We start from the raw sequence: 25,900 nt of genomic DNA, 5'->3' as shown, positions 1-25,900 counted from the left end.
TCGGCGGTCCAGCGGAGCGGCATCGGTGCCGGGGACCCCAGCCGGCTACGGTCACCGCAGGTGGCTGCGTCCACTGCGTCGGACGACGGGCGGTTGGCCGAGACGAGCGGGTGGCCCTACGAGTGGGGGTCCGTGACGGCCGATCGGGCGTGGTGTCCTCAGTCGTGCTCGACGGACGGGTCGATGGCGTCCGGGTGGAGTGCCGCGCCGAAGAGCCGTCGAGATTGGTCCGGTCGTGGCGCGACGAATTCCCCGGTAGCCTCGACCAGCAGGTCGCCCGGTTGGGCGGCGGTGGTGATGACGCCGTGGGCGGTGGTCCTGCGGCCGGACACGGCGGTGACCCGGGCGGTCAGGCGTAGCGGGGTACGCAATGGTACGGGCGCGTGGTATCGGGTGTCGAGCCGGATCGTCATGCCGGCGTGGCCGGTAGCGCTCGCCGCGTAACCGAGCATCTGGTCGAGCAGCAGCGCACTGACGCCGCCGTGGGCGTACGTGGGTGGCCCCTCGAATGCCAGCCCGAGCGTGCACGCACCGATTGCCACCCCGTCGACCAGGTCGATGCGCAGCGGCGGGGCCAGTGCGCTGCCGGCGCCGGTCACCGGGTTGTACATTCTGACTCCGCCCAACAGGTCGTCGGCGCTCGGCATCCGCGCCCGCTCGCGCTCATGTGTGGCCAGCGGGCGGGTCGCTCCGCGTACCTCGGTGGCGACCTGACGGAGTTGGTCGGCCGGAGCCTCCGTGGCCGCCGCCTGTTCGACCAGGTCGCGTAGGGCATCCCCCAGCTCGGCGATGGCCTCGCGCCGGTCCAGCAGGGACGGGCTGTCGGCCCGTCGCTCCCGCGTCGGATGATGGCTGCGCCAGCGCTCGTCGTTCGACCTACTCATCGTCACCGTCGTGTCCCTCGTCCTCGAACTGTCGACGGTCATCATTACACCGTCTGGACGCGCAGATCCCGGGCGGGTACCCGTGGCCGGTGGCGTGGCGACCGCCGGCCGGGCGGCGTCCCAGCATCGACGACTGAATCAAGTTCTAGTGTTCGGCCCGCATCACGCCCTCCCCTGAGCGGTGCAAGTGATGTAACGTGTTCTACTGTCTGGTTCCGCTGGCTGGGGGTCCGATGACAACCGTGGTCGAGTACGACGTGGTGGTGGTGGGTGCCGGCGCGGCGGGCATGGTCGGTGCTCTCGTCGCGGCGAAGCACGGTCTGCGGACCGTCGTCGTCGAGAAGGCCGCCGTCTACGGCGGCTCCACCGCCCGGTCCGGGGCGGGTATCTGGGTGCCCAACAACGAGGTGATCCTCGCTGCCGGGGTGCCGGACACCCCCGACAAGGCCGCCGCCTACCTGTCCGCCGTGGTCGGAGATGAGGTGCCCGCCTCGCGGTTGCAGGCATACCTCGCGGCGGGACCCGCCACGATCTCCTTCGTGTTACAACACACGCCGCTGCGGTTCGCCTGGATGGAGGGCTACTCCGACTACTACCCCGAGTTGCCGGGTGGTCTGCCCGATGGCCGGTCGATCGAGCCGCAGCCACTCGACGCCAACCTTCTCGGCGCCGAGTACGCCGCCCTGAACGGTCCCTACATGGCCACCCCGCCGGGCACGGTCGTGATGGATGTCGACTACAAGTGGCTTGCCCTCATCGCCCGCCATCCGCGTGGACTGACCACGGCTACCGAGATCGTCGGCCGCTACCTGGCCGCGTGGGTCCGGGGGCAGAAGCCGATCACGATGGGCCAGGCCCTGGCGGGAGGGCTGCGGGCCGGCCTGCTCGCCGCCGACGTGCCGGTGTGGCTGAACACCCCACTGACCGAGTTGCACGTGGACGGGGGGCGGGTCGCCGGGGTGCGGGTGGTCCGCGATGGTGACGAGATGCTCCTCATGGCCCGGCGCGGGGTGATCGTGGGGTCGGGAGGCTTCGAGCACAACGAGGCTATGCGCAAGCAGTACCAACAGGAGCCGATCGGTGTGGATTGGACGGTCGGCGCGGCGTCGAACACCGGCGACGGAATCCAGGCCTGCGCCCAGGTGGGAGCGGCTCTGGACCTGATGGACAGCGCCTGGTGGGGGCCGATGATACCGTTGCCGACCGGCCCCTACTTCTGCCTCTCCGAGCGCACCCTCCCCGGCAACATCTTTGTCGACCCGGCCGGCGACCGGTTCGTCAACGAGGCCGCTCCGTACGGCGACGTGGTGCGGGTGATGTACGCACAGGACGCCTTTCCAACCTGGATGATCACCGACCAGCGGTACCGCAACCGCTACCTGTTCCGGGACATCCCGCCGCTGCTGCCCTATCCGGACGAGTGGTATCGATCGGGTGTCCTGTTCCGGGACTGGACCATCGAGGGCCTGGCCGGCAAGATCGGCGTGCCGCCGGCGGCGCTGCGCGCCACCGTCAATCGGTTCAACAACCTCGCAGAGGCCGGCCGGGACACCGACTTCCATCGGGGCGACAGTAGCTACGACCACTACTACGCCGACCCGACGAACCGCCCGAACCCGTGCCTGGCCGCACTGGGGTTGCCACCGTTCTACGCGATGCGGATCGTCCCGGGTGATCTCGGCACCAACGGAGGCGTACGAACCGATGCCCGGGGCCGGGCGTTGCGTGCGGACGGCTCCCTTGTCCCCGGCCTCTACGTCGCGGGGAACGCGAGCGCCGCGGTGATGGGGCATGGCTACGCCGGGGCGGGGTCGACGATCGGTCCGGCGATGACGTTTGGGTACCTGGCCGCGTTGGACATCGCCGGATCGTCCGGCGGGTGATGGTTGCTTCGCCGTCGTCAAGGGCTTGGCGGCGGTGGGTTCCCAGTTGGGAGGGTGCGTGATGCCGAAGGTCAGTGTGTCCGCGGAGTCCACAGTAGAGCCGGAAGCCGTGTGGCGGCTTGCCGTGGATCTGCCGAGGTATGCCGAGTGGCTCACCATGCACGAGGCGTTTCCCGGTGACATCCCGGCGACCCTCGCCGAGGGAATCGCCTACCGGCAGCGGGTGAAGCTGATGGGAATGCCCGCGGAGATGGCATGGCAGGTGACGACCGCCGTGGCCCCGGGGCGACTCGAACTCACCGGCGACGGGCCGATGGGCGTCAAGGCACACAACCGATTCGTGATCGAGCCGAGTGGGACCGGCTCGCAGATCACCTTCGAGATGGAGTTCATCGGACCGGCGTTGGCCGGCCCGATGGCGGGGATGCTGGAGAAGCAGGCCGGAACGGCGGCGCGGCAGTCACTGGACAGGTTCTCCGCGCTGTTGGCCTGATGTCGGGCGGGCGACCCCCGGCCCAACCGTGGGCGCGTTCTCCGGCGCGCCCACGGTACGGCGCCACTGCCGGGTCAGCGCAGCAACAGGCGCGCGGCGAGCTCGAGGTGGTCGTGCACGTCGTTGGCCGAGGCCCGCCTGGTGACCCAGGCGACCAGGCTGGACAGCCAGACGTCGCCGATGACGCGGGCCTTGGCCCGGTCGTCCGCCGACGGCTCGCCGTCGCGCATGGCCATGATGAACATGTCCTCCATCAATCGCGCGACGGCGTTGACCTCGGTGGCGGCGGTGGGGTCGGCGAACATGAACGCCCGGGTCATCGCCTCGGTCAGCATCGGGTCGCGCTGCATGGCGCGGGTGACCCGGCCGAGGATGAACACGGTCCGCTCGTGCGGCGTCTCTCCGGGGATGGCCGTGCGGCGCAGTTTGTCCTGCGTCCGTTCGAACTCCCTGGCCAGGGCGGACACCAGTAGGTGGATTTTGGAGGGGAAGTAGCGGTACAGCGTGCCGAGTGCGACGTCGGCGTGCTCGGCGACGCCGCGCATCTGCACCGCGTCGTACCCGCCTCTGGATGCCAGCGCGAGGGTGGCGTCCAGGATGCGCCGTCGGCGTTCGCGTTGGGCCGCTGACCCTTGCTCGGCGTCGACCAAGCCGCCGGCGGCACCTATGTTTCTGGTATGTGTTCTCGACGCCGCCATCCGTGCCTCTCGTGGTGTTGTGTCGAACTGGTAGCGGTCATGCCGTCATCACCAGCCTAGCAGTGTCCGGGTTGACGCATGTTCGGGGGTGGCTGGCGGCGATGGCATAGAACGTGTTCTACTTGCTGCGAGGTGTCCGGAGCGTGGTGCGGTGCTCGGAGTGGGGAGGGTCGATGCCGATCGCGACGACCGCCGACCAGTTGGCGGTCCAGGACGCGATCCGGCGGTGGGCCGCCGGGGCCAACATCCTGGCCACCGTACGCACGCTGGAGAACGGACCGTCATCGCAGGCCGACCGGCACTGGCCCGGCCTCGTCGACCTCGGCTGTTTCGCCCTGGCCGTGCCCGAACGGCTGGGTGGTGACGGCGGTCGCGTCAGCGACCTGGTCGCCGCGCTCGAACAGATCACCGACGCCCTGGTTCCAGGCCCGGTCATGCCCACCCTGCTCGCGGTGCTGGCGCTCGCGCCGCACGAGCGGGTGCCCGCCGCCAGGACCCTGCTGCCCGCGATGGCGGCCGGTGACGTGTCGGTCGGGGTCGCGCTCACCCCGGGAACGTTGACGGCCGTGCCGGTGCAGGGGGGAGCGTTGCGGGTGACCGGTCGGGTCGGCGCCGTTCTCGGCGGAGGAGCCACCACTCACCTGCTGCTGGCCGCCACCACCGAAACCGACACGGTGTGGTTCGTGCTCGACACGGACCACGACGGAATCCGCGTCACGTCCCGCACGCCGGTGGACTTCTCCCGACCGTTGGCCGACGTGCGGATGGTCGGAGCGCACGTCGGGCCAGACCAGCTCCTGCCCTCGTCCGGGCAGGCCCGGGTACGCGACGTCGCGGCGTTGCTGGGAGCGGTGGAAGCCGCGGCGGTGGCCGGGTGGTGCCTGCGGGCCGCCACCGATCACGCCAAGGTGCGGTACCAGTTCGGTCGGCCGATCGGATCGTTCCAGGCGGTCCAACACCTGTGCGCCGGAATGCTGTGCCGGGCCGAGCGGGCCGCCGCCGTTGCCTGGGACGCGGCACGCGCCTACGACCAGGCGCCGGAGGAGTTCCCCCTGGCCGCCGCCGCGGCCGCGGCGATCGCCCTGGACGCGGGCGTGGACAACGCCAAGGACTGCATCCAGGTCCTCGGCGGGATCGGCTTCACCTGGGAGCACGACGCCCACCTCTACCTGCGTCGGGCGCTTGCGGTGCGGCAGTTGCTCGGCGGCGGCGCCGGGTGGCGGGAGCGCTGCGCGGAGCTGACACTGGGCGGGGCCCGGCGCAACCTGTGGACGGTCGACGACGAGCACCGGGCACCGGCGGCAACGGCAGCACCGTCGGCGGCGGGATCCGGCACCGACGCCGCGAACCGCATGGCGGTACGTGGCCGTATCCGGGCGATCGCGCGGCTGCCCGAGGACGAGCGCCGCGCCGGGCTGGCCGCCGTGGGCTACCTCGCACCGCACTGGCCCGCGCCGTACGGCATCGATGCTTCGCCCGCGCAGCAACTTCTGATCGACGAGGAGCTCGACCGGGCCGGCGTCGCGCGGCCGGACCTGACAGTCGGCGGCTGGGCGGTCCCCACCATCCTGCGCCACGGCAGTACCGCCCAGCGTGACCGGTTCGCCGGCCCGTCCCTGCGCGGTGAGATCACCTGGTGTCAGCTCTTCAGCGAACCGGAGGCCGGTTCGGACCTGGCCGCGCTGCGCACCCGCGCGGACCGGGTGACCGGCGGTTGGCGACTGTCCGGCCAGAAGGTGTGGACCTCGCTGGCGGCTGAGGCGGACTGGGCGATCTGCCTGGCCCGCACCGACCCCGCGGCCGCCAAACACCAAGGGCTGACCTACTTCCTGCTGGACATGCGCAGTCCCGGCATCGAGATCCGCCCGCTGCGTGAGATCACCGGACGGTCGGTCTTCAACGAGGTCTTTCTGGACGGCGTCTTCGTCCCCGACGAGGGTGTGGTGGGCGAGCCGGGGCAGGGCTGGCGGCTGGCCCGGGCGACGCTCTCCTACGAGCGGGTCGCCATGGGGCGCGGCCCGGGTTTCGGCGCGGACGTCGAGCGGCTGGTCCGGATGGTCGGCGCCGACGGTGTCGTCGACGAGCCGGGCGCACGGGAACGCCTCGGCGGCCACGTCGCCGACGGTCTCGCGGTGTCCCTGGTGGACGTTCGGGCCATGCTGCGCCGACTCGGCGGTGACCGGGGCGGTCCGGAGTCGGCGGTGGCCAAGCTGATCGGTGTCGGCCATCGGCAGGCGGTGGCCGAAACGGCGCTGTCGGTGTGCGGTTCCGACGGTGCCGCAGCTGACGGTACGAGCGTCGAGCCCGTCTACCAGTTCCTCCTCACCCGATGCCTCAGCATTGCCGGCGGCACCACCCAGATCCTGCTGTCCCTGGTGGCCGAGCGGGTGTTGGGCCTGCCCAAGGGGGAGGGGAGCTGAATGCGGTTCGCACCGGACGACCGGCAGCGGGCGGTCGTCGAGGCTGTCGAGGCGGCGTTGGACGGCCCCGGTGACGGGGGGCCGGAGCGGAGGTGGACGGCCCTCGGCAAGGCCGGAATCCCGGCCCTGGCGATGCCGACCTGGCTCGGCGGGGATGGGCTCGGAACGGCCGAGGTGGCAGCGGTGCTGACCGAGATCGGGCGGCGGGCCGAGGCGCTGCCGGCGCTGGCCACCCTGGCGCTGGGTGTCCTCCCGGTGGTCCGTTGGGGCTCCCGGGAGCAGCAACGGGACCTGCTCACCGGCGTACCGACCGGATCGACGGTGCTCACGGCCGGATGGCGCGAGCCTTCCGAGCCGATGCCCACCGCGCCCCGGACCACCATCACCCGTGGTCGGGCCGTCACCGGCAAGAAGCTCGGCGTTCCCTACGCGGCGCAGGCGTACCGAATCCTGACGCCCGTCAGTCTGGACGCCGGGGGCGTCGGAGTCGCCCTCGTCGACCCGAGGGCCACCGGGGTGACGCTGGTCCGGACACCCACCTGCGGTTCGGCCCCGGAGTACTCACTTCAGCTGGACGGGGCGCCCGCCACGGGGCTGCTCGACGCAGCGGCGGTCGAGGACCTCTACCGGCACGTCGTGGCCGCGGCGTGTGCGGCGGGCGACGGCCTGCTGGCCGGCGCGTTGGCCCTCACCTCGGCGCATGTCGGCTCCCGCGAGCAGTTCGGTCGGCCGTTGGCGGCGTTCCAGGCTGTCGCCCAACAGATCGCGGACGTCTACGTGGCGTCCCGCACCCTGCACCTCGCCACCGTCTCGGCGTGCTGGCGACTCGGAGCCGGTCTCGACGCGACCGGTGATCTGGACGTGGCGGCGTACTGGTTGGCCGGGGAGGCCCTGCCGGCCCTACGGACCTGTCACCACCTGCACGGAGGGCTGGGCCTGGACGTCGCCTACCCCCTGCACCGGTACTCGGCGCTGGCCCGGGACCTGGTGCGGTCCCTGGGCGGGACCGAGGCATGCCTGGAGAGACTCGGGAGCCGCCATGCACATCGAGCTGTCTGAGCGGCAGCAGGCGCTGCGGGCGGAGCTGCGGGCGTACTTCGCCGGTCTGCTCTCGCCGGCGGAACGGGCCACGCTGCTCACCGAGCGGCACGGTCCGCTCTACCGCGACGTGGTCCGCCGGATGGGCCGGGACGGCTGGCTCGGCGTGGGCTGGCCCACCGCCTACGGCGGTCGTGGGTTCGGCCCGTTGGAGCAGCAGATCTTCGTCAACGAGGCGGCCCGAGCCGACGTACCGCTGCCGGCCGTCACCCTGCAGACCGTGGGGCCAACCCTCCAGGCGTACGGGACCACGGAGCAGCGGGAGTTCTTCCTGCCCCGGATCCTGCGCGGCGAAGCGCACTTCGCGATCGGGTACACGGAGCCGGGCGCGGGCACCGACCTGGCGGCCCTGCGCACCAGCGCGGTCCGCGTCGACGACGGCTACGTCGTGAACGGTCAGAAGACCTTCACCACCGGCGCGCATGACGCCGACTACGTCTGGCTCGCCTGCCGGACGGCACCGGGGGCGCGACGACACGAGGGGATCTCGATCCTGATCGTGGACACCACCGACCCCGGTTACTCGTGGACGCCGATCATCACCTGTGACGGGTCGCACCACGTCAACGCGACCTACTACACCGACGTGCGGGTACCGGTCGGGATGCGGGTCGGTGCGGAGAACGCCGGCTGGCGGCTGATGACCACCCAGCTCAACCACGAGCGGGTGATGCTCGGCCCGGCCGGCCGGCTGGCCGTCGTGCACGACCGGGTACGCCGCTGGGCCGTGCAACGGGACCTGCTGGACCGAGCCGACGTACGCCGAGTACTGGCCCAGACCTACGCGGACGTGCGGGTCAACGAGTTGCTCAACTGGCAGGTGGCGACGGACACGGTGCGGGCCGCGGACGCCTCGGTCACCAAGGTCTTCGGCTCCCAACGGTTGCAGCGGATCGGCCAGGCACTGGAGGAACTCGTCGGTCGCCACGGCGACCCGGCCGACCCCGCCACCGGTGAGCTGCTGGCCTGGCTGGACATCCAGGTCAAACGCAACCTCGTGCTGACCTTCGGCGGCGGGGTGAACGAGATCCAGCGGGAAATCATCGCGACGGCCGGACTCGGGCTGCCCCGGGTACCTCGGTAGGAGGAGGAACCGATGGAAGGCGTCATCACCGCCGCGGCGGAGCGGATCCGGGCTGCGGGTGAGGGGCCATCCCGACACGCGCGTGACCCGGTCAACCTGCCGATGATCCGGAATTGGCTGGAGGCGATGGGTGACGGCAATCCCGTCTACGAGCGGACCGCGGTGGCGCCTCCGGCGATGACGCAGGTGTGGACCATGCGGGGTCTGCGTCCGGCCGCGGAGCCCGCCGATCCCCTCACCGCCATGTCCGCCGTGCTCGACCAGGCCGGGTTCACCTCGGTGGTGGCGACGAACTGCGAACAGACATACCACCGGTACCTGCGCCACGGTGAGCGGCTCGAGGTGCGTAGCCGGCTGGTGGACGTGATCGGACCGAAACGAACCGCGCTCGGTGAGGGCTGGTTCGTCACCACCGAGAGCACCTGGTACGTCGGCGAGGAGGCCGTGGCGTCGATGACCTTCCGGGTCCTGAAGTTCCGGCCGCCAAACTCCCCCGCCGTCGCGGACACCGGGGCGCCACCACGCCCGGCGGCGGCACCGGACGTGCTGCGGCCGGTCGTCACGGCGGACACCGCCTTCTTCTGGGCCGGCACCACGGCTGGTGAACTGCGTATCCAGCGGTGCGGGGGATGCGGCGCGCTGCGCCATCCGCCCGGGCCGGCCTGCCCACGGTGCGGCACCGACCGGCCGGAGCACGTGGTCGCGCGTGGAACGGGCGAGATCTTCAGCTTCGTGGTGCACCATCACCCGCCGGTGCCGGGGCGGCGGCTGCCGATCGTGGTCGCCGTGGTCGAGTTGACCGAAGGGGTCCGCGTCGTGGGCGAGGTGCTGGCGGCAGACCCGGCGCGGGTGCGGATAGGTGCCGCGGTACGGGTCGACTTCGTGCGGGTGGACGCCGAGCTGACCCTGCCCGCGTGGCGGCTGCTGCCATGAACACGGAGGTGGGCGTCGTGCTGCCCGAACTGCGGATCCTGGCCACCCCTACCTTCGTGGTCAGCACCGCCGTCGCCACCCGCGACTTCCAGGATGTGCACCACGACCGGGACCAGGCTGCCCGGCGGGGCTCGAAGGACATCTTCGTCAACATCCTGACCACGACCGGGCTGGTGCAGCGGTACGTGACCGACTGGGCGGGGCCGGCGGCGGTGGTGCGGGATATCTCCGTGCGGCTCGGCGCGCCGTGCTACGTGTACGACACTCTCGTCCTGACCGGGCAGGTCGCCGAAGTGTGGTCCGGTGGGTGTGTGGTGGCGGTGGTCGGACGGGTCGGCCGGGGCGACCACGTGACGGGTCGGGTTCGGGTCGGGGGGGTCCAGTGATCTCGGGAGCAGCCGCGATCGTCGGTGTCGGAGCGACGGAGTTCTCCAAGGAGTCCGGCCGCAGCGAGGTCCGGTTGGCCGTGGAGGCCGTGCGCGCCGCCCTCGCCGACGCCGGGCTGTCGGCGGCCGACGTCGACGGCTTGGTGACCTTCACCATGGACAGCACCGCCGAGGTCGCCCTCGCCCGCGAGATCGGCGCCGGGGAGTTGCGCTTCTTCAGTCAGGTCGGGTATGGCGGCGGCGCGGCCTGCGGCACGGTGCAGCAGGCGGCGATGGCGGTCGGCGCCAAGGTGGCGGAGGTCGTGGTGTGTTACCGCGCGCTCAACGAACGGTCCGGTCGCCGCTTCGGCCGAGTGTCCCGGGCCGCTGCGACCGCGCCGACCTCCTCCGGTGTCGACAACGGCTGGCACTACCCGATGGGACTAAGCACCCCGGCCGCGACCGTGGCCATGGTCGCCCGGCGCTACCAACACGTCTTCGGGGCCACGGGTGAGGACTTCGGCCGGGTGGCGGTGGCGGCTCGCCGACATGCCGCGACGAACCCGCGGGCATGGTTCTACCAACGACCGATCACACTCGCCGACCACCAGGCGTCCCGGTGGATCGCCGAGCCGCTCCGGCTGCTGGACTGCTGCCAGGAGAGCGACGGCGCGGTCGCCCTGGTGGTGACCAGTGTCGAACGCGCCGCCGACCTTCCGGCGACCCCGGCCGTGATCACCGCCGCCGCCCAGGGCAGCGGGGCGGACCAGTACGTGATGACCAGCTACTACCGGGACGACCTGACCGGGCTGCCGGAGCTGGGTGTGGTCGGGCAGCAGCTCTGGCGGCAGTCGGGTCTCGTCCCCGACGACGTGCGGGTCGCCGTGCTGTACGACCACTTCACCCCGTACGTGCTGATGCAGCTGGAGGAGTTGGGTTTCTGTCCGCGGGGCGAGGCACGGCACTTCATCGCCGACGGGACGATCGAGCTGGGCGGTCGACTCCCGGTCAACCCGCACGGCGGGCAACTCGGTGAGGCGTACATCCACGGGATGAACGGCATCGCGGAGGCGGTCCGGCAGCTCCGGGGCAGTGCGGTCAACCAGGTCAGCGGGACCGGTCCGGTACTGGTGACCGCGGGCACCGGCGTGCCGACCAGCGGCCTGTTGCTGACGCGCGGGGACTGATCGGGTGCTCCGCCGCGACGTGTCACCCGTCCCGGAGCGTGATCACCGCGTCGGACAGCGCCGGGGCGTTGTCGCGTTCCACCACCGAGGTGGCCAGCACGAGTCGCCCGTCCTCCCGCCACAGCCGGGTGAGCAGCGTCTCACCGGGGTAGACCACGCCGGCGAACCGAGCGTCGTAGCCGGCCAACCGAGACGGGTTCCCGTCCAACACGGCGTCGACGGCCGCCTTGCCCACCATGCCGTACGTGCACAGGCCGTGCAGGATCGGGCGGGGGAACCCGGCTGTCGCCGCGAACGCCGGATCCACGTGCAGCGGGTTGCGGTCACCGCACAGCCGATACCACAGTGCCTGCCGCCGCGACGTGGGAGTGTGGATGACCGCGTCAGGGGCGCGGTCCGGTGGGGGAACCCGCGTCGACGCGCCACGGGCGCCGCCGAACCCGCCCTCGCCGCGGAGGAACACGCTGGACCGACTGGTGAAATAGGTGGTGCGGGTCTCGGTCACGACGACGGCGGCCGTTCCCTTGTCCTGCACCTCGACGATCTGGGACCGGGCGGGTGCCCGTCCGCTGGGCGGTAGGGGCCGGTGCACGACGAGTTCCTGGCGGCCGTGCAGCGCCTGGGCGAGATCCGCGTCGATCCCGGGCATCGTGAGCACGGGAGGTGCGGTGTTGCGCAGCGTGCCGGTCACCACCGCGAAGGTGGGTAGCACCCGCAGGTCGCGTTCGTACACGTAGTGCAAGTCCGCGGGGCCCGCGCCGATCGCGAGGTGGTACAGCAGGACATCGGTGGTGTCCCAGACGAGGTCCCGGGTGGGTAGTTCGGCGCCGATGGCCATGGTCGGGTCGATCGGCATCGGGGTCCCCTCTCGACCGGTCGGAAACGAGAACAGGTTATACCGGCGGGGTCCTGGGTCGCTACCCGTCGGAGTCCTGCGGCGTGTCGCCGGCCGACACCGGGACCGGCCGTCACGAGTAGTCGACGACGACCGTGGCGGTGAGCGGCAGTGCCTGGCAGGCCAGGGTGTAGCCCTCGGCGAAGTCCTGTTCCTCGAGCACCTCGTTGTGCAGGAGCACGACGTCACCGTCGACCAACCGGCACGCGCAGGCTCCGCAGATCCCCTGCCGGCAGGAGTACGGCGGGTTGAGGCCGGTGTCGATGAGCAGGTCGAGCAGGCGAGTCCCCGCCGGCCAGGGAAGCCGCAGGGTCCGGCCGTCCAGCGTCACCTGGACCGTCGCGCCGGCGGCGGGTGCGGCGGCGGGCGGCTCGTCGTCGGACATCGCCTCGAACCGTTCCACGTGGATGCGTTCGGCGGCCACGCCCAGGCCGGTGAGGGCGTCCCGCGCCACCACCAGGTACGGTTCGGGTCCGCAGACGAACGTGTCCCGGTCGGCGTACGGACGGGTGAGTGTGGCCAGCGCGTCGGCGGTCGGCGGACCCCGCTCCGCGTCGAACCAGTGTCGTACCCACAGCCGGTCCGGGTGACGGGTCTCGAGGTCCCGCAGCGCGGCGGCGAAGATGACGCTGTCCTCGTCGCGGTTGGCGTAGACGAGGGCGACCCGTCCCCGGCCGCGGGCGAGGATCGACTTGAGGATGGACGCCATCGGTGTGATGCCGCTACCGCCGGCGAGCAGCAGCAGGTCGGCGTCGAGCGAGTCCGGGACGAAGCGGCCAGCCGGCGGCGACACCTGGAGGTGGGTGCCCGCGGTGACCTGGTCGCACAGCCAGTTCGAGGCGTGTCCACCCGGCACCCGCTTCACCGTGATCGTGTGTGGCTCGCCCAACTCGGGGGCGCTGGACAGCGAGTAGCAGCGGGCGAGCGTACCCCCACCGCCGCGTGGGACGCGTACGGTCAGGAACTGCCCCGGCCGGTAGGCGAAGCGGCCGGCCAGGTCGTCGGGCACCGCCAGCACCAGCGAGCGGGCGTCGGCGGTCTCCTCGACGACGGCGCTGACCCTGATCCGGTGGTATGCGTCCCGGCCGGTCATGCGGGAGCCGATATCCGGAGCCGACCGTCGCGTACCGCCCGCTCGATGGTGTCCCGCAGGGCGACGCAGGTGTGGGTCAGCGTCGGCCGGTGCTCCGGCGGCGTCCGGGCAGCGCAGTCCAGGGCGGCCTGGATGGTCCACTGCACGCTGGTCTGCGGCGGGCTGCTCTTGCCGACGAGCACCTGTGCGCCGCAGCCCTCGCAGGCGAGGGCGGTGAGTCCGGCCGTCAGCTGCGCGCGTCGGTCGGCTGGGGTTCCCGGTCGGGTCACGACGGCTCGGCTCCGGTCTGCCGGGCGGCCAGGTTCCGCGCGACCTCGGCCTCCCAGACGGCCACCGCGCGGGTGGTGTCCACCTCGAACTCGTAGCGCGCCACCATGTCTTCGGTGACGTCCTGGGCGTCCACGTAGAACTGGTCGTACCACCGCCGCAACTGGTAGACCGGTCCGTCCTCGGCACACAACAGCGGATTGTCGATGCGACTCTTGTGCTTCCAGATCTCGACGTCCTGCAGGAACCCCACGCCGATGCTGCGGGCCATCTTGGCCGCGGCTCGGTCGGCCTGCTCGGTCGACAGGCCGGGCAACCGCTTGACGATCACCCCCCACTGGAGGACGAAGGAGGTGGGCGTGACCGGGTAGTGGCAGTTGATCAATACTGACTCGACCGTCGTGCCGTGGTAGTCGTGCCACAGGTAGTCGATCATGTACGCGGGTCCGTGGTACGCGGCCTCCGAGCGCAACGTGACGTCGGCGTCACCGTAGGTGGAGCCGGTGACCACGTCGGGGCGACCCCTGGTCTCCAGGTACTGCGCGGCGGTCTGGCCCTCGAAGACATTGCGGAAACGGGTGGGAAAGGCGAAGTGGATGTAGAAGAAGTGGGCCATGTCCACCACGTTGTCCATGACCTCCCGGCAGTTCGCACCGTCGATGCGCACCGAGCTCCATGACCAGTTGCTCCAGTCGTCGGAGTAGGCGCCATCGACGCGGGGGATGACGGCCTCCGCCGGGGGTGGGGCTCCCTGTGGGTCGTGCCAGACGAACAGCTGCCCGTTCTGTTCCCGGCTGGTCCATGCCCGAGTGCGGGCGCGTGGGGGCACCCGGTGGGCGTAGGGGACCAGGGCGCACCGGCCGTCGCCAGCCCACCGCCAGTCGTGGAACGGGCACGCGATCGCATCTCCCTTGATCGTGCCCATGCTGAGGTCTCCGCCCATGTGCCGGCAGTAGGCGTCGAGCACCTGTAGGCGGCCGGCGGAGTCGGCGAAGACCACCAGCTTGGTGCCGAACGCCTCGATCGCGTGCGGCCCGCCGTTCCGGAAACCCTCGGCGAGGCCGAGGCAGTGCCAGCCGCGGGCGAACCTGGCCGGCGGTCTGCCGGCATCGATGGTACGCACGCCGTCCCGGTCGCTCATGTGGTCCCTCCCGCTCCGCCCGCTGATCGGTGGCAGGTCGCGTCCTGGCGGAATCGTCGAATCGTCGATGCAGGTGGCTCAAGTAGAACATGTTCTAGTATAGTTCCCGGCGGAGACGCCAACCAGGTCCAGGCGCCACCGCAGGGTAAGGGGAGGACGGATGAGCCACTCACCTCAGGCGGTCATCGACGCGGTCCGGGACCTGCTGCCCGTCCTTCGCGAACGGGCGCAGGAGGTCGAGGACCGCAGGGCGCTGCCGACCGAGACGGTCAAGTCGTTGGCGGACAGCGGCGTCTTCCGGCTGTTGCAACCGGCCCGGTACGGCGGACACGAGGCCCACCCGGTCACCTTCCTGACCGCGGTCCGGCTCATCGCCAGCGCCTGCGGCTCCACCGGCTGGGTGTCCTCGGTGATCGGCGTGCACAACTGGCAGCTCGCCCTCTTCCCCGACCAGGCGCAGGCGGACGTCTGGGAGGCCGATACCGAGGTCAGGATGTCCTCGTCGTACGCGCCGACCGGCACGGTCGCGGCGGTCGACGGTGGGTACCGACTCCGCGGCAGGTGGAGCTTCTCCTCCGGCTGCGATCACGCCCGCTGGGCGTTGCTGGGTGGCATCGTTCCCGGCGCCGACGGTCAACCCGGCGACTTCCGGACCTTCCTGCTCCCGGCGGACGACTACGTGATCGACGACGTCTGGGACACCGTCGGGCTGCGGGGAACCGGCAGCAACGACATCGTCGTGGCCGACGCCTTCGTGCCCGAACACCGGTCGCTGAGTTTCGCCGACACCGCCCGGTGCGTCTGCCCCGGGCAACGGAGCAACACCGCGCCCCTCTACCGCATACCGTACGGATCGTTGTTCTCGTACGCGATCACCACTCCGATCATCGGGATGGCCGAGGGCGCGTACCAGGCACACGTGTCCTACCAGCGGGAGCGGGTGCGCGCCGCCTACATCGGATCGCGGGCGGCGGAGGACCCGTTCACCCAGGTCCGCGTCGCCGAGGCGTCGGCCGACCTGGCCGCGGCGGTCCTCGCGATGGAGCACAACATGCGGGAGCTGATGGAGGTCGTCGCCGCCGACACGCGGATACCGCTGCCCCTGCGGTTGCGGATCCGTCGCGACCAGGTGCGCGGCACCGGCCAGGCGATCGGCGCGGTGGACCGGCTGTTCGAGAACTCCGGCGGGCGCGCGCTCGTCGCCGGTACCCCGATCCAACGGTTCTGGCGGGACGCGCACGCCGGCCGGGTGCACGCGATCAACGACCCGGAGCGGGCCATGGTGATGTTCGGCAAGGGTGAATTCGGCCTCGACATCGCCGACGCGATGCTGTGATCGAGGAGGTTCGATGACGGTGGTGGTCAGCGCGGACGCCACGTCGACCAGCCGGTCGACGCGGGTCGGCGACTCACTCGTGCATTACCACGACGCGGGCACTGCGGGTGGCACCCCGATCGTGTTGTTACACGGTGGCGGTCCCGGGGCGTCGGCCTGGAGTAACTTCGGCGGCAACGTGCCCGTGTTGGCGAGTCGGTTCCGGGTTCTCGCGGTGGACCAGCCGGGGTTCGGTCGGTCGGACGCGGCCGGGGTCGCCGGCCACTTCTTCACCTACGCCGCCGACACGCTCGCCGGGCTGCTCGACGGGTTGGGTGTCGACCGGGTCCACCTGATCGGTAACTCGCTGGGCGGCGGCACCGCCGTGCGGTTCGCCCTGCGCCACCCCGACCGCGCGGACCGGCTGGTGCTGATGGGGCCGGGTGGGCTCAGTCTCAACGTCTTCGCACCCGAGCCGACCGAGGGCGTGCGGCGGTTGGTCGAGTTCGCGGCCCCACCCGGACCGAGCCGGGAGAAGCTGGTCGCCTTTCTACGCACGCTGGTCTACGACCAGAGCCTCGTCACCGACGAACTGGTCGACGAGCGCTGGGCGATGGCCAACGATCCGGCGGCGCTGCGCGCCATGGCGTCGATGGGTGCCTCCTTCCGGGACCCGACGCTGGTCGAGGAGGGGCTGCTGTGGCGGGAGGCGCACCGACTGCGCAACGAGGTGTTGCTGGTCTGGGGCCGGGAGGACCGGGTCAACCCGCTCGACGGTGCCTTGGTGGCGCTCAAGCTCATCCCACGGGCCAGGCTGCACGTGTTCGGCGGCTGTGGCCACTGGGCCCAGCTGGAACGGTTCGACGAGTTCAACCGATTGGTGATCGGCTTCCTACCGGGAGAGACGGCATGAGCGGACTCCGTTCCTTGGGATACCTCCGGATCGAAGCCACCGACGTCGACGCGTGGCGTGAGTTCGGCGAGACCGTGCTCGGAATGGTGCCGGACAGCGGACCGGACTCGTCAGCGCTCTACCTGCGGATGGATGACTTCCCAGCCCGGCTCGTCATCGTTCCCGGCGCACGTGACACGCTGCTCGCCGCCGGGTTCGAGCTGCCGGACCGGCAGTCGCTGGCCGAACTGGCCGGGAGACTGGAAAAGGCCGGAATCGCCACCGAGCAGGGCACCCCGGGCGATCTCGCCGAGCGCCGGGTGGCGGATCTGGTCCGTTTCAACGATCCCTTCGGCAATCCGCTGGAGCTGTTCTCGGGAGTGGCACTGGCGGACCGCCCGGCGGTCAGCCCGTACGGCAACCGGTTCGTCACCGGTGCCGGCGGGCTCGGTCACGTCGTGCTCTCCGCCGGCGACGACGCCGAGGGTCTGCGCTTCTACACCGACCTGCTGGGCTTCCGACTGCGCGACTCGTTGCGGCTGGCGCCGGAGTTGGTCGGCCTGCCGCCCGGCGGCGACCCGCTGTGGATCCGCTTCCTGGGCTGCGGACCGCGCCACCACAGCCTGGCGATCGCCCCCATCCCGACGAGCACCCGTATCGTGCACGTCATGGTCGAGGTCACCACACTCGACGACGTCGGCCGTGCGATCGACCGATGCCAGCGCAACGGAACCGCCGTCGCGGCCACGTTGGGCCGGCACGCGAACGACCTGATGGTCTCGTTCTACCTTCGGTCACCGGGCGGATTCGACATCGAGTACGGCACGGACGGCCTACTCGTCGACGATGCCACCTGGGTGTCGCGGGAGACAACGGCGCACAGTCTCTGGGGACACCGGTTCGCCCGGCCGCGCTGAGACTGCCGTGGACCAGCTGCGGTTCCGCCGGGTACTCGGTCACTTCTGTACCGGGGTGACCGTGGTGACCAGCGTCGACGGCGAGACGCCGGTGGGCTTCGCCTGTCAGTCGTTCGCCGCCCTGTCCCTGGATCCGCCGCTGGTGCTGTTCTGCCCGGGCAGGGGATCGGCCACCTGGCGTCGGATCGCCCGGGCCGGCCACTTCTGCGTCAACATCCTCGCCGAGGACCAACGCGACGTGTCGCGGGTCTTCGGAGTCAGCGGCGCGGACAAGTTCGCCGGTGTCTCCTGGGTGCGGTCGCCCGGCGGCGCGCCGATCATCGACGCCGTGCTCGCCTGGGTCGACTGTCGCATCGAGTCCGTGTGGTCGGGCGGGGACCACGACATCGTGATCGGGCGGGTGACCGACCTCGCCATCGTCCGCGACGCCCGACCGCTGCTGTTCTACACCGGACGCTACACCGATGCCGCGCCGGTCTCGTCACACGCGCCGCCGGAGGTGGTGGACACCCTGCTCGCGTGGCCCCGGCACACCGACTGGATCTGATCGCCGCCCCCGACGACCGTCTCCGCGAGGCGGGCGACGTGCGCCCGCGCGTGACCGAACAGGTGGGCCGCTCCGTGCGCCCGCTTGAAGTAGCGGTGGGCGTCGTGCTCCCAGGTGATGCCGATCCCCCCGTGGAGCTGGATCATCTCGGCGGCTGCCTGCTCCAGCGCCTCGGCGCAGTAGACCGCGGCTCCGGCCGCGAGCAGGTCGGCGTCGGGCGCGTCGGCGTCGAGGCTCGACGCCGCGGCGTACGACAGCGACCGGGCGCTGTCCACCACCACCCGCAGGTCGGCCAGCCGGTGCGCGAGCGCCTGGAACCCGCCGATGGGCCGGCCGAACTGCACCCGGGTCAGGGCGTGGGCCACGGTCAGCTCCAGGGCCCGAGCGGCGGCACCGACCTGCTCGGCACTGAGGGCGACGCAGGCGACGTCACGGACCCACTCCAGCGGGTTCGTGTCGCCCAACCGGTGTCCCGGTGCCCCGTCGAGCGTGACCACCGCCAGTCGCCGGGTGAGGTCCATTGTGGTGACCAGGTGCCGACGCACGCCGGCGCCGCGGGGGTCCACCTCGAACAGCCGGGTCCCCGCCGGCGTGCCGGCGGCGACCACCAGCACGTCTGCCAGGTGCGCATCGAGCACGTGGTGTGCCTCCCCGGTGAGGCGGCCGCCCTCGGTGACCGAGTACGCCGGTCGGTGCGGGTCCCAGTCACCGTGGTGGTCGGTCCACGCGAGGGCCGCCAGCCGCCGCCCGGTGACGAGATCGGGCAGGATCCGCCGGCAGGCGGACTCGTCACCGGTGCGCAGCAACGCCTGGCCGGCGAGAACCGCGCAGCCGAGCATCGGCGAGGGGGTGAGGGTACGACCCAGTTCGTCCAACACGACGTGGGTCTCCACCAGGCCGGCACCGAGCCCGCCGAAGCGTTCGGGTACCGCCAGACCCGCCACACCGATCTGGCCGCACAGCACCCGCCACAACTCGGTGTCATCCCCGGCCGTCGATTCGGTCGTCTCCGCGACGGACCGGCCGGACGCGTGTCGGGCCAGCACCCCGCGTACGGCCATCCGCAGGGCCTCCTGCTCCGCCGTCATGCCAGGTCATCGGCGGTCAGCGCGGCCATGATCCGACCACGGTGCCAGGACTGGGTGCCCCACGAGCGGGCCAGGGCCCAGATCCTGGTCAGCCAGGAATCGAGACCGGACTCCCGGGCGTACCCGAACGCCCCGTGCACCTGGAGGGCGGTACGGGCGGCGCGGAGGGCGGCGTCCGCGCACGCCACCCTCGCGGCGGAGACGTCCCGGACGGCGGTGGGGGTGTCGTCGGCGACGGCCACCGCCGCGGCGTACAGCAGTGGCCGGGCGAACTGGAGTCCGACGGCCACGTCGGCGAGCATGTGCTTGACCGCCTGGAACTGCCCGATCGGCCGGCCGAACTGGGTACGTTCGCCGGCGTACCGGGTGGTCGTCTCGAGCAGCGCGTGGCCCGCGCCGAGAAGCTGCGCCGCGCAGGCCAACGCGCCGGCGTCGAGCGCGCGGGCGACGGCTTGCGTGACGGCCGGGCCGGCTGCGAGCAGCGCGCCGTCGGCCACCTCGACCAACCGCCGAGTGTCGTCCACCGAGCGGAGCCGTACTCCGGGCACCCCGAGGCGCAGCGTCCGCGCGTCGGCGCGGAGCACCAGGGTGGCGACGTCGGCGTCCGTGGCGTACGGCAGGTGGGGTGCCACGGCGAGCGTGCCGACCACCTCGCCGGCGGCGAGGCGTGGCAGCCAGGACTCGCACAGCGCCTCGTCGCCGAGTGTCGTGAGCAGCACGGGCACGGCGGCGACGGACTCGGCGACCGGACCGGGTAGGGCGTGGTGTCCGAGTTCCTCGCACGCGACGACGACGTCCGCCGGGTGCGCGGCCAGGCCGCCCCACCGGGCCGGCACCGCGAGACCGGTCACTCCCAGGTCCGCCAGGCGGCGCCAGACCGTCCGCCCGGGAGCGTGGTCGTCGGTGGCCCACCGCCGGGCGACGGCGGGAATGTCCGCCTCGGCCAGCATCGCGTGCAGGACGGCGGCGAGCTGTTCCTGCTCCGCGGAGAGCGCAAGTCTCATCGGGGATCCCGGGGCAGGCCGAGTACCCGTTCGGCGATCACGGTGCGCTGGATCTCGTTGGTGCCGGCGTAGATCGGACCCGCCAGGGAGAACAGGTAGCCGTCCAGCCAGGCGTCCGCCCCGCCGCCGGTGTCCGTTCGTACGCCGCCGGTCTCGGCGTGCGGCCCGAGCAGGTCGAGCGCCACCTCGTGCAGCGCGACGTCCAGGTCCGACCAGAAGACCTTCGTCATGCTGGCGGCGGAGCCGCTCGGGAACGTGGTCGGGCCGGTCGCCCGGTCGCCCGCGGGCTGGCTGACGGTGCCGTAGCCGTGCATCCGGTACGCCTGGGCGGCGACCCAGGCGTCGACGACGCGGTCGCGTAGGGTCGGGTCGGCCGGGTGACCGGTCTGGCGCCACAGCCGCACGAGTCGCCGGGCCGCGGCGGTGAACCGTCCCGGGCTGCGCAGCGACAGCCCACGCTCGTGGCCGGCGGTGCTCATCGCGACGGCCCAGCCCTGGTTCACCTCGCCGAGCACGTCGGCGTCGGGCACGAACACCCCGTCGAGGAAGATCTCGGCGAAGCCGGCCGCACCGCCGAGCTGGCGGATCGGGCGGACCGTGACGCCCTCGGCGCGCAGATCGAACATCAGGTACGTCAGGCCCCGGTGGCGGTCCGCGCCGGTGCGGAAGAGCCCGAACGCGCGATCCGCATGGGTAGCGCGGGTGCTCCAGGTCTTCTGCCCCGACAACAGCCATCCGCCGTCGGCGCGTGCCGCACGGGATCGGATCCCGGCCAGGTCGCTGCCGGCGTCCGGCTCCGACCAGGCCTGAGCCCACACGTCGTCGGCACGGGCCATCCGGGGCAGCAGGCGGCCGCGCTGCTCGGCGGTGCCGTGGGTGAACAGGGTGGGCGCGAGCAGGAAGAGACCGTTCTGGTTGATCCGGGCCGGGGCGCGCGCGGCGTGGTACTCCTCCTCGAAGATCAGCCAGTACAGCGGTGGGACGGCCCGGCCGCCGTAGCGTGTGGGCCACGACACCACCGACAGCCGGGCCTGGGCGAGGTGCCGTTCCCACGCCCGGTGGGCCGCGTCGCCGTCGGCCGTGTCCATGGGCGGCAGCGGCCCGGTGGGCACGTTCGCGGTCAGCCACGACCGGACCTCCGCCCGGAACGCGCGGACCTCGTCGTCGAGGTCCAGGTTCATCGTGCCGGCCTGCCTCACGAGGTCGCCCTCGCCTTCATGCTGCCGGCGTCCATTCCGGCCAGCGAATCGCCCGACACCTCCGCGTTGTGCGCGTGCGCGAGGTGGTGCAGACCGAAGGCTGCGTCCATCGCCGAACGCATCCCCATCAGGTCCTCCGACTGATTGACCGCCCGTTTGGTCAGGGCCAGTCCGAAACGGGGCATCGCGGCGATCCGCTCGGCGACGCCGAGGGTGTGCGACGCCAGGTCCGCGCGGGGAACGACCTGGTTGACCATGCCGACCTCGTACGCCCGCCGGGCGCCGAAGCGGTCGCCGGTGAACAGGATCTCCTTGGCGAAGCGTGGCCCCAGCACCCACGGGTGGGCGAAGTACTCCACGCCGGGAATGCCCATCCGCACCACGGGGTCCGCGAAGTACGCGTCCTCGGCCGCGATGATCAGGTCGCAGACCCAGGCCAGCATGAGCCCGCCGGCGAGGCAGGCCCCCTGCACCATCGCGACGGTCGGCTTCGGCAGCTCCCGCCAGCGCCGGCACATGCCGAGGTAGACCTCCATCTCCCGGGCGTACCGCTGGTCGGCGCCGGGCCTGCCGACGTGGTCCCACCACAGCACCGCCCGGCGATCGAAGGTCTGGTCGACGTCTCGGCCGGGCGAGCCGATGTCGTGGCCCGCGGAGAAGTGCTCACCGGCGCCGGCGAGCACGATGACCGCGACCGAGTCGTCGTCCACGGCTCGGGCGAAAGCGGAGTCGAGGGCGTAGGTCATCGCGGAGTTCTGGGCGTTTCGGTACCGGGGCCGGTTCATCGTCACCACGGCGGTCGGTCCCCGGCGCTCGAACCGCACCGGCTCGTCGTCTGTCACTGCGCTGCCTCCTGCCGAAGTACCTGCTTGAGCGGTTTGCCGGTCGGGTTGCGCGGCAGTGCGGTGCGGAACTCGACCACTCGCGGGACCTTGTAGTTGGCCAGCCGGGTGCGGCAGAAGGAGAGCACGTCCTCGGTCGACAGCAGGTGGTCGGGCGCAAGGACCACGTATGCCTTGCCGACCTCGCCCAGCCGCGGGTCGGGCACGCCGACCACCGCGGACTCGGCGACACCGACCAGCCGGGCGAGCACCTGCTCGACCTCGGCCGGGTACACGTTGAACCCACCGCAGACGTACATGTCCCCCAGCCGGTCGGTGATGCTCAGGTAGCCGCGCTCGTCGAGCCGCCCGACATCACCGGTGTGCAGCCAACCGTCGGGGTCGACCGCGGTGGCGGTCGCCGCCGGGTCGTCGAGGTAGCCGAGCATCACGTTCGGACCGCGCAGCAGGATCTCACCCGGCTCGCCGGTGGAGACCGGCGCTCCGTCCGGGCCGACCACCCGCACCTCGAAGCCGGCCGCGGCCCGTCCCGAGGTCCGCGCCACGGTCCGCGGGTCGTCACCCGGGCGGCACATCGTCGCCACCACCGCCTCGGTCAATCCGTACGCGGTCAGGATGGTCTCGAAGCCCAGTTCGTCGCGGATTCGCTCGATCAACGCCGCCGGCACCGTGGCCGCTCCGGTGACCGCGAGTCGTAGCGTGGACAGGTCGTGCCGGGCCCGGTCGGGGTGGTCGAGCAGGCTCTGGTAGATCGTCGGCGGGCCGGGCAGGACGGTGATGTTCTCCTGCTGGACCAGGCGCAGCACCCGCCCGGCGTCGAAGACCGCCTGCGGCACGAGGGTGGCGCCGCTGACCAGGCAGGACAGGATTCCGGCCTTGAGTCCGAAGCTGTGGAAGAACGGGTTGACGACGAGATACCGGTCGGCCGGGGACAGCCGGCCGATCCGCGCCCACTCCGTTGCCACGGCCAGCGTCTGCCGGTGCGCGCTCATCGCCCCCTTGCTGCGCCCGGTGGTGCCCGAGGTGAAGAGGATGTCACTGACCCATTCCGGCGTCACCGCCGTCGCCCGTGCGTCGACGCGGGCCGCCGGTACGGTGTCGGCCAGGCGCAGGAAGGCGGGCCACCCGGTCGCGTCGGTGGCCGCTGCGGCGCCGGGTTCGACCGGGATCTCCACGATCACCTCGGGTAGGGCGGCGCCCTGCTCGGCCGCCGCCGCGCGCAGCGTGGCGAGCCGGTCGACGCCGAGGAAGGTGCCGGCCACGAGCAGCGCGCGGGCCTCGCTGCGGCGCACCACGTCCAACGCCTCCGGCCCGGTGTATCGGGTGTTCACCGGCACCAGCGTCGCACCGGCGTAGCCGATCCCCAGCGCGGCCGGCACCCAGTGGTGGGTGTTCGGTGACCAGATCGCCACCCGGTCGCCGGGCCGCACCCCCGTCGCGATGAGTGCCCGCGCCACGGTGCGGACCGCCTCGTGTAGCGCCGCGAAGGTCAGCCGCGGCCCGTCCGGCTCGGCCAGGGCCAGGGCGTCACCGTACGTCCGGGCCGCTCGGGCGACGACGGCGGGGATGGTGGGCTCCATCGACACCTCCTCACACAAGCAAGTGCTTGGTAGGGTGAGCCTACGCGCGCGTCGGGAGGTGACACCAGTGCACGACGAGGAGTTCCGGCGCGCGGCGCGCGCCTGGTTGGCGGAGAACGTGAGCGCCGAACTGCGGGGCGCGGGCGGACCGGGCCGGGAACACGAGGCGTACCGCGAACGGCTGGCCTTCGACCGGCGGCTCGCCGCCGCCGGGTGGACGTGTCTGGGCTGGCCGGTCGAGCACGGCGGTCGTGGCGCCACACTCGCCCAACAGGTCGCCTTCCACGAGGAGTACGCCCGCGCCGGCGCCCCGGCCCGCGTCGGCTACCTGGGCGAGGAACTGCTCGGCCCGACTCTGATCGCCTACGGCACGGCGGAGCAGTGCCGGCGCTTTCTGCCCAGGATCCGCGCCGTCGAGGAGCTGTGGTGTCAGGGGTACTCCGAGCCCGGGGCGGGATCCGATCTCGCCGCGGTGGCGACCCGAGCCCGGCTCGTCGGCGACGAGTGGATCGTCGACGGTCAGAAGGTGTGGACCTCGCTGGCGCACGTGGCGGACTGGTGCTTTCTGCTGGCCCGGACCGGGCCCCCGGGTGCGGAGTCCCGCCGGGCCGGGCTGTCCTACCTCCTCGTGCCGATGCGGCAAACCGGCGTCACGGTGCGGCCCATCCGTCAGCTGACCGGCACCTCGGAGTTCAACGAGGTCTACTTCGACGGCGCGCGCACCTCGCGTGACCTGGTCGTCGGCGAGGTCGGCGAGGGATGGCGGGTGGCGATGGGCACCCTGGCGTTCGAGCGGGGCGCGGCGACCCTCGGCCAGCAGGTCGGTTTCCAGCGGGAACTGGAGGGTCTGGTGTCGCTCGCCCGCCAACTCGGTGTCGCCGGCGACCCCCTGCTGCGGGACGCGCTCGCCCGCGCCTTCATCGGGCTCTGGGCGCTGCGAGCGCACACCCTGCGGACGATGGCCGAGACCGACCGGCACGGCCCGGGGCAGGGGGCGTCGGCGGTGAAGCTGCTCTGGGCGCGGTGGCACCGGCGACTCGGCGAACTGGCCATGCAGGTGCGTGGTGCCTCCGGTGCGGTCGCCCGTGCGGCGCCGTACGACCTGGACGAGTGGCAGCGGTTGTTCCTGTTCAGCCGGGCGGACACGATCTACGGCGGGTCGGACGAGATTCAGCGCGGCATCATCGCCGAGCGGGTTCTCGGCCTGCCCCGACAGGCCCGCGGATGAGGCCGGAAGCGCCGCCACCGCCGGGCCGCCCGGCCGGTCGGAACCTGCTCGCGGACAAGGTCGTGGCGGTGACCGCGGCGGCTGGGACCGGTATCGGGGCGGCCGTGGTCGAACGCTGCCTGGACGAGGGCGGCTTCGTGGTGATCAGCGACCAGCATGTCCGGCGGCTCGCCGAGAGCCACGAGCGGCTGTCGGCCGGCTACCCGGGTCGGGTCCGGTCGGTGCCCTGCGACGTGACCGACGAGCGGGCCGTACGGGCGCTCGTCGCCACCGCCGTGCGCGAATTCGGGCGGCTGGACATCATGATCAATAACGCCGGGCTCGGCGGCACCAGGCCGGTCGTGGAGATGACCGACGACGAGTGGTCGCGGGTGCTGGACGTGACCCTGACCGGCGCGTTTCGCTGTACCCGGGCGGCGGTGCGGCAGATGCTGGCGCAGGGCGGCGGTGGTGTGGTGGTCAACAACGCTTCGGTGCTGGGCTGGCGCGCCCAGGCCGGCCAGGCGCACTACGCGGCCGCCAAGGCGGGGGTGATGGCGTTCACCCGGTGCGCGGCGCTCGACGCGGCGCCGTACGGCATCCGGGTCAACGCCGTGGCGCCCAGCCTCGCCATGCATCCCTTCCTGTCCAGGGTGACCAGTTCGGACCTGCTTGCCGAGCTCGCCGGGCGGGAGGCGTTCGGCCGGGCGGCGCAGCCCTGGGAGGTCGCGGCCGTCATGGTCTTCCTCGCCAGCGACTACGCCTCGTACCTCACGGGCGAGGTGGTGTCGGTGAGCAGTCAACATCCCTGACCGATTGGTCGGTTTGTGTCGCTGGCGCCAACCGGGGGGTCGGACACCGAACTGTA

The 25,900-nt window shown here is 71.9% G+C and carries 25 protein-coding genes; 14 read left to right on the top strand and 11 right to left on the bottom strand.

Annotated elements, in window-relative coordinates; all coding sequences use genetic code 11:
* Window positions 1-158 precede the first annotated feature (158 nt).
* A complete protein-coding gene (locus QTQ03_RS07385; protein ID WP_289280723.1) occupies window positions 159-884 on the bottom strand; it encodes a PaaI family thioesterase in 726 nt (241 codons plus the stop codon).
* Window positions 885-1,117: 233 nt separating this feature from the next.
* Between QTQ03_RS07385 and kstD the strand changes: the two genes are divergently transcribed.
* Both kstD and QTQ03_RS07375 read left to right on the top strand, forming a co-directional pair.
* The gene (gene kstD, locus QTQ03_RS07380) at window positions 1,118-2,767 is read left to right on the top strand and encodes a 3-oxosteroid 1-dehydrogenase (protein ID WP_289277340.1); all 1,650 of its coding nucleotides are present in this window, start codon (window positions 1,118-1,120) and stop codon (window positions 2,765-2,767) included.
* A 61-nt stretch (window positions 2,768-2,828) separates the two neighbouring features.
* The gene (locus QTQ03_RS07375) at window positions 2,829-3,260 is read left to right on the top strand and encodes a type II toxin-antitoxin system Rv0910 family toxin (RefSeq protein ID WP_289277339.1); all 432 of its coding nucleotides are present in this window, start codon (window positions 2,829-2,831) and stop codon (window positions 3,258-3,260) included.
* A gap of 74 nt (window positions 3,261-3,334) precedes the next feature.
* Here QTQ03_RS07375 and kstR read toward each other — a convergent pair whose 3' ends face one another.
* Entirely contained in the window at window positions 3,335-3,958 is a 624-nt protein-coding gene (kstR, locus tag QTQ03_RS07370) for a cholesterol catabolism transcriptional regulator KstR (RefSeq protein ID WP_289277338.1), read from the bottom strand.
* 173 nt (window positions 3,959-4,131) lie between these two features.
* Here kstR and QTQ03_RS07365 point away from each other — a divergent pair, with 173 nt between their 5' ends.
* From QTQ03_RS07365 to QTQ03_RS07340, 6 genes are read left to right on the top strand one after another with little or no spacing between them, the layout of a single operon-like run.
* Window positions 4,132-6,378, top strand: a complete 2,247-nt coding sequence (locus QTQ03_RS07365; RefSeq protein ID WP_289277337.1) for an acyl-CoA dehydrogenase family protein — start codon at window positions 4,132-4,134, stop codon at window positions 6,376-6,378.
* Window positions 6,379-7,437, top strand: a complete 1,059-nt coding sequence (locus tag QTQ03_RS07360; protein WP_289277336.1) for an acyl-CoA dehydrogenase family protein — start codon at window positions 6,379-6,381, stop codon at window positions 7,435-7,437.
* Entirely contained in the window at window positions 7,418-8,560 is a 1,143-nt protein-coding gene (locus QTQ03_RS07355; RefSeq protein WP_289277335.1) for an acyl-CoA dehydrogenase family protein, read from the top strand. The genes QTQ03_RS07360 and QTQ03_RS07355 overlap by 20 nt, the downstream gene beginning before the upstream one ends.
* 12 nt (window positions 8,561-8,572) lie before the next feature.
* Complete coding sequence (locus QTQ03_RS07350) at window positions 8,573-9,493, top strand: bifunctional MaoC family dehydratase N-terminal/OB-fold nucleic acid binding domain-containing protein (protein ID WP_289277334.1); 921 nt, start codon at window positions 8,573-8,575, stop codon at window positions 9,491-9,493.
* A complete protein-coding gene (locus QTQ03_RS07345; protein ID WP_289277333.1) occupies window positions 9,490-9,879 on the top strand; it encodes a MaoC/PaaZ C-terminal domain-containing protein in 390 nt (129 codons plus the stop codon). The genes QTQ03_RS07350 and QTQ03_RS07345 overlap by 4 nt, the downstream gene beginning before the upstream one ends.
* Window positions 9,876-11,045 carry a lipid-transfer protein gene (locus tag QTQ03_RS07340; RefSeq protein WP_289277332.1) on the top strand — a complete coding sequence of 390 codons (1,170 nt, stop codon included), beginning with the start codon at window positions 9,876-9,878 and terminating at the stop codon, window positions 11,043-11,045. The genes QTQ03_RS07345 and QTQ03_RS07340 overlap by 4 nt, the downstream gene beginning before the upstream one ends.
* 22 nt (window positions 11,046-11,067) lie before the next feature.
* Here QTQ03_RS07340 and chsH3 read toward each other — a convergent pair whose 3' ends face one another.
* The 4 genes from chsH3 to QTQ03_RS07320 all read right to left on the bottom strand — a co-directional run bounded on the left by chsH3 (window position 11,068) and on the right by QTQ03_RS07320 (window position 14,441).
* Window positions 11,068-11,901 carry an enoyl-CoA hydratase ChsH3 gene (gene chsH3, locus QTQ03_RS07335; RefSeq protein WP_289277331.1) on the bottom strand — a complete coding sequence of 278 codons (834 nt, stop codon included), beginning with the start codon at window positions 11,899-11,901 and terminating at the stop codon, window positions 11,068-11,070.
* Between the two features lie 112 nt (window positions 11,902-12,013).
* Window positions 12,014-13,033 (bottom strand): ferredoxin--NADP reductase, encoded by a 1,020-nt coding sequence (locus QTQ03_RS07330; protein WP_289277330.1) that lies wholly within the window; start codon window positions 13,031-13,033, stop codon window positions 12,014-12,016.
* Window positions 13,030-13,302 (bottom strand): hypothetical protein, encoded by a 273-nt coding sequence (locus QTQ03_RS07325; RefSeq protein WP_289277329.1) that lies wholly within the window; start codon window positions 13,300-13,302, stop codon window positions 13,030-13,032. The genes QTQ03_RS07330 and QTQ03_RS07325 overlap by 4 nt, the downstream gene beginning before the upstream one ends.
* Window positions 13,299-14,441, bottom strand: a complete 1,143-nt coding sequence (locus QTQ03_RS07320; RefSeq protein WP_289277328.1) for a 3-ketosteroid-9-alpha-monooxygenase, oxygenase component — start codon at window positions 14,439-14,441, stop codon at window positions 13,299-13,301. Before QTQ03_RS07320 ends, QTQ03_RS07325 begins: the two co-directional genes overlap by 4 nt.
* A gap of 160 nt (window positions 14,442-14,601) precedes the next feature.
* Here QTQ03_RS07320 and hsaA point away from each other — a divergent pair, with 160 nt between their 5' ends.
* Genes hsaA through hsaB form a run of 4 tightly spaced genes read left to right on the top strand, consistent with a single transcriptional unit; the run spans window position 14,602 to window position 18,112 of the window.
* Window positions 14,602-15,777: a 3-hydroxy-9,10-secoandrosta-1,3,5(10)-triene-9,17-dione monooxygenase oxygenase subunit gene (gene hsaA / locus QTQ03_RS07315; protein ID WP_289277327.1), complete on the top strand. Its 1,176-nt coding sequence runs from the start codon at window positions 14,602-14,604 to the stop codon at window positions 15,775-15,777.
* Window positions 15,778-15,790: 13 nt separating this feature from the next.
* Window positions 15,791-16,669 (top strand): 4,5:9,10-diseco-3-hydroxy-5,9,17-trioxoandrosta-1(10),2-diene-4-oate hydrolase, encoded by an 879-nt coding sequence (gene hsaD, locus QTQ03_RS07310; protein WP_289277326.1) that lies wholly within the window; start codon window positions 15,791-15,793, stop codon window positions 16,667-16,669.
* Window positions 16,666-17,565, top strand: a complete 900-nt coding sequence (gene hsaC / locus QTQ03_RS07305; protein ID WP_289277325.1) for an iron-dependent extradiol dioxygenase HsaC — start codon at window positions 16,666-16,668, stop codon at window positions 17,563-17,565. Before hsaD ends, hsaC begins: the two co-directional genes overlap by 4 nt.
* Window positions 17,566-17,572: 7 nt before the next feature.
* Entirely contained in the window at window positions 17,573-18,112 is a 540-nt protein-coding gene (hsaB, locus tag QTQ03_RS07300; RefSeq protein WP_289277324.1) for a 3-hydroxy-9,10-secoandrosta-1,3,5(10)-triene-9,17-dione monooxygenase reductase subunit, read from the top strand.
* Here the strand turns inward: hsaB and QTQ03_RS07295 are convergent.
* From QTQ03_RS07295 to QTQ03_RS07275, 5 genes are read right to left on the bottom strand one after another with little or no spacing between them, the layout of a single operon-like run.
* Window positions 18,022-19,200, bottom strand: coding sequence for an acyl-CoA dehydrogenase family protein (locus QTQ03_RS07295; protein WP_289277323.1), 1,179 nt, complete (start codon window positions 19,198-19,200; stop codon window positions 18,022-18,024). The two genes, hsaB and QTQ03_RS07295, sit on opposite strands and share 91 nt — an antisense overlap.
* The gene (locus tag QTQ03_RS07290; RefSeq protein WP_289277322.1) at window positions 19,197-20,204 is read right to left on the bottom strand and encodes an acyl-CoA dehydrogenase family protein; all 1,008 of its coding nucleotides are present in this window, start codon (window positions 20,202-20,204) and stop codon (window positions 19,197-19,199) included. Before QTQ03_RS07290 ends, QTQ03_RS07295 begins: the two co-directional genes overlap by 4 nt.
* The gene (locus QTQ03_RS07285) at window positions 20,201-21,385 is read right to left on the bottom strand and encodes an acyl-CoA dehydrogenase family protein (RefSeq protein WP_289280722.1); all 1,185 of its coding nucleotides are present in this window, start codon (window positions 21,383-21,385) and stop codon (window positions 20,201-20,203) included. Before QTQ03_RS07285 ends, QTQ03_RS07290 begins: the two co-directional genes overlap by 4 nt.
* Before the next feature lie 14 nt (window positions 21,386-21,399).
* Window positions 21,400-22,245: an enoyl-CoA hydratase gene (locus tag QTQ03_RS07280; RefSeq protein WP_289277321.1), complete on the bottom strand. Its 846-nt coding sequence runs from the start codon at window positions 22,243-22,245 to the stop codon at window positions 21,400-21,402.
* Complete coding sequence (locus QTQ03_RS07275) at window positions 22,242-23,825, bottom strand: FadD3 family acyl-CoA ligase (protein ID WP_289277320.1); 1,584 nt, start codon at window positions 23,823-23,825, stop codon at window positions 22,242-22,244. Before QTQ03_RS07275 ends, QTQ03_RS07280 begins: the two co-directional genes overlap by 4 nt.
* Before the next feature lie 67 nt (window positions 23,826-23,892).
* On the opposite strand from QTQ03_RS07275, the gene QTQ03_RS07270 reads away from it, so the two are divergent.
* Both QTQ03_RS07270 and QTQ03_RS07265 read left to right on the top strand, forming a co-directional pair.
* Complete coding sequence (locus QTQ03_RS07270) at window positions 23,893-25,053, top strand: acyl-CoA dehydrogenase family protein (protein ID WP_289277319.1); 1,161 nt, start codon at window positions 23,893-23,895, stop codon at window positions 25,051-25,053.
* Window positions 25,050-25,844, top strand: coding sequence for an SDR family oxidoreductase (locus QTQ03_RS07265; protein WP_289277318.1), 795 nt, complete (start codon window positions 25,050-25,052; stop codon window positions 25,842-25,844). The genes QTQ03_RS07270 and QTQ03_RS07265 overlap by 4 nt, the downstream gene beginning before the upstream one ends.
* Window positions 25,845-25,900: the final 56 nt, after the last annotated feature.

The sequence above is a fragment of the Micromonospora sp. WMMA1363 genome (assembly GCF_030345795.1).
Classification (GTDB): domain Bacteria; phylum Actinomycetota; class Actinomycetes; order Mycobacteriales; family Micromonosporaceae; genus Micromonospora.
This window is presented reverse-complemented; position numbering and strand designations above follow the sequence as displayed.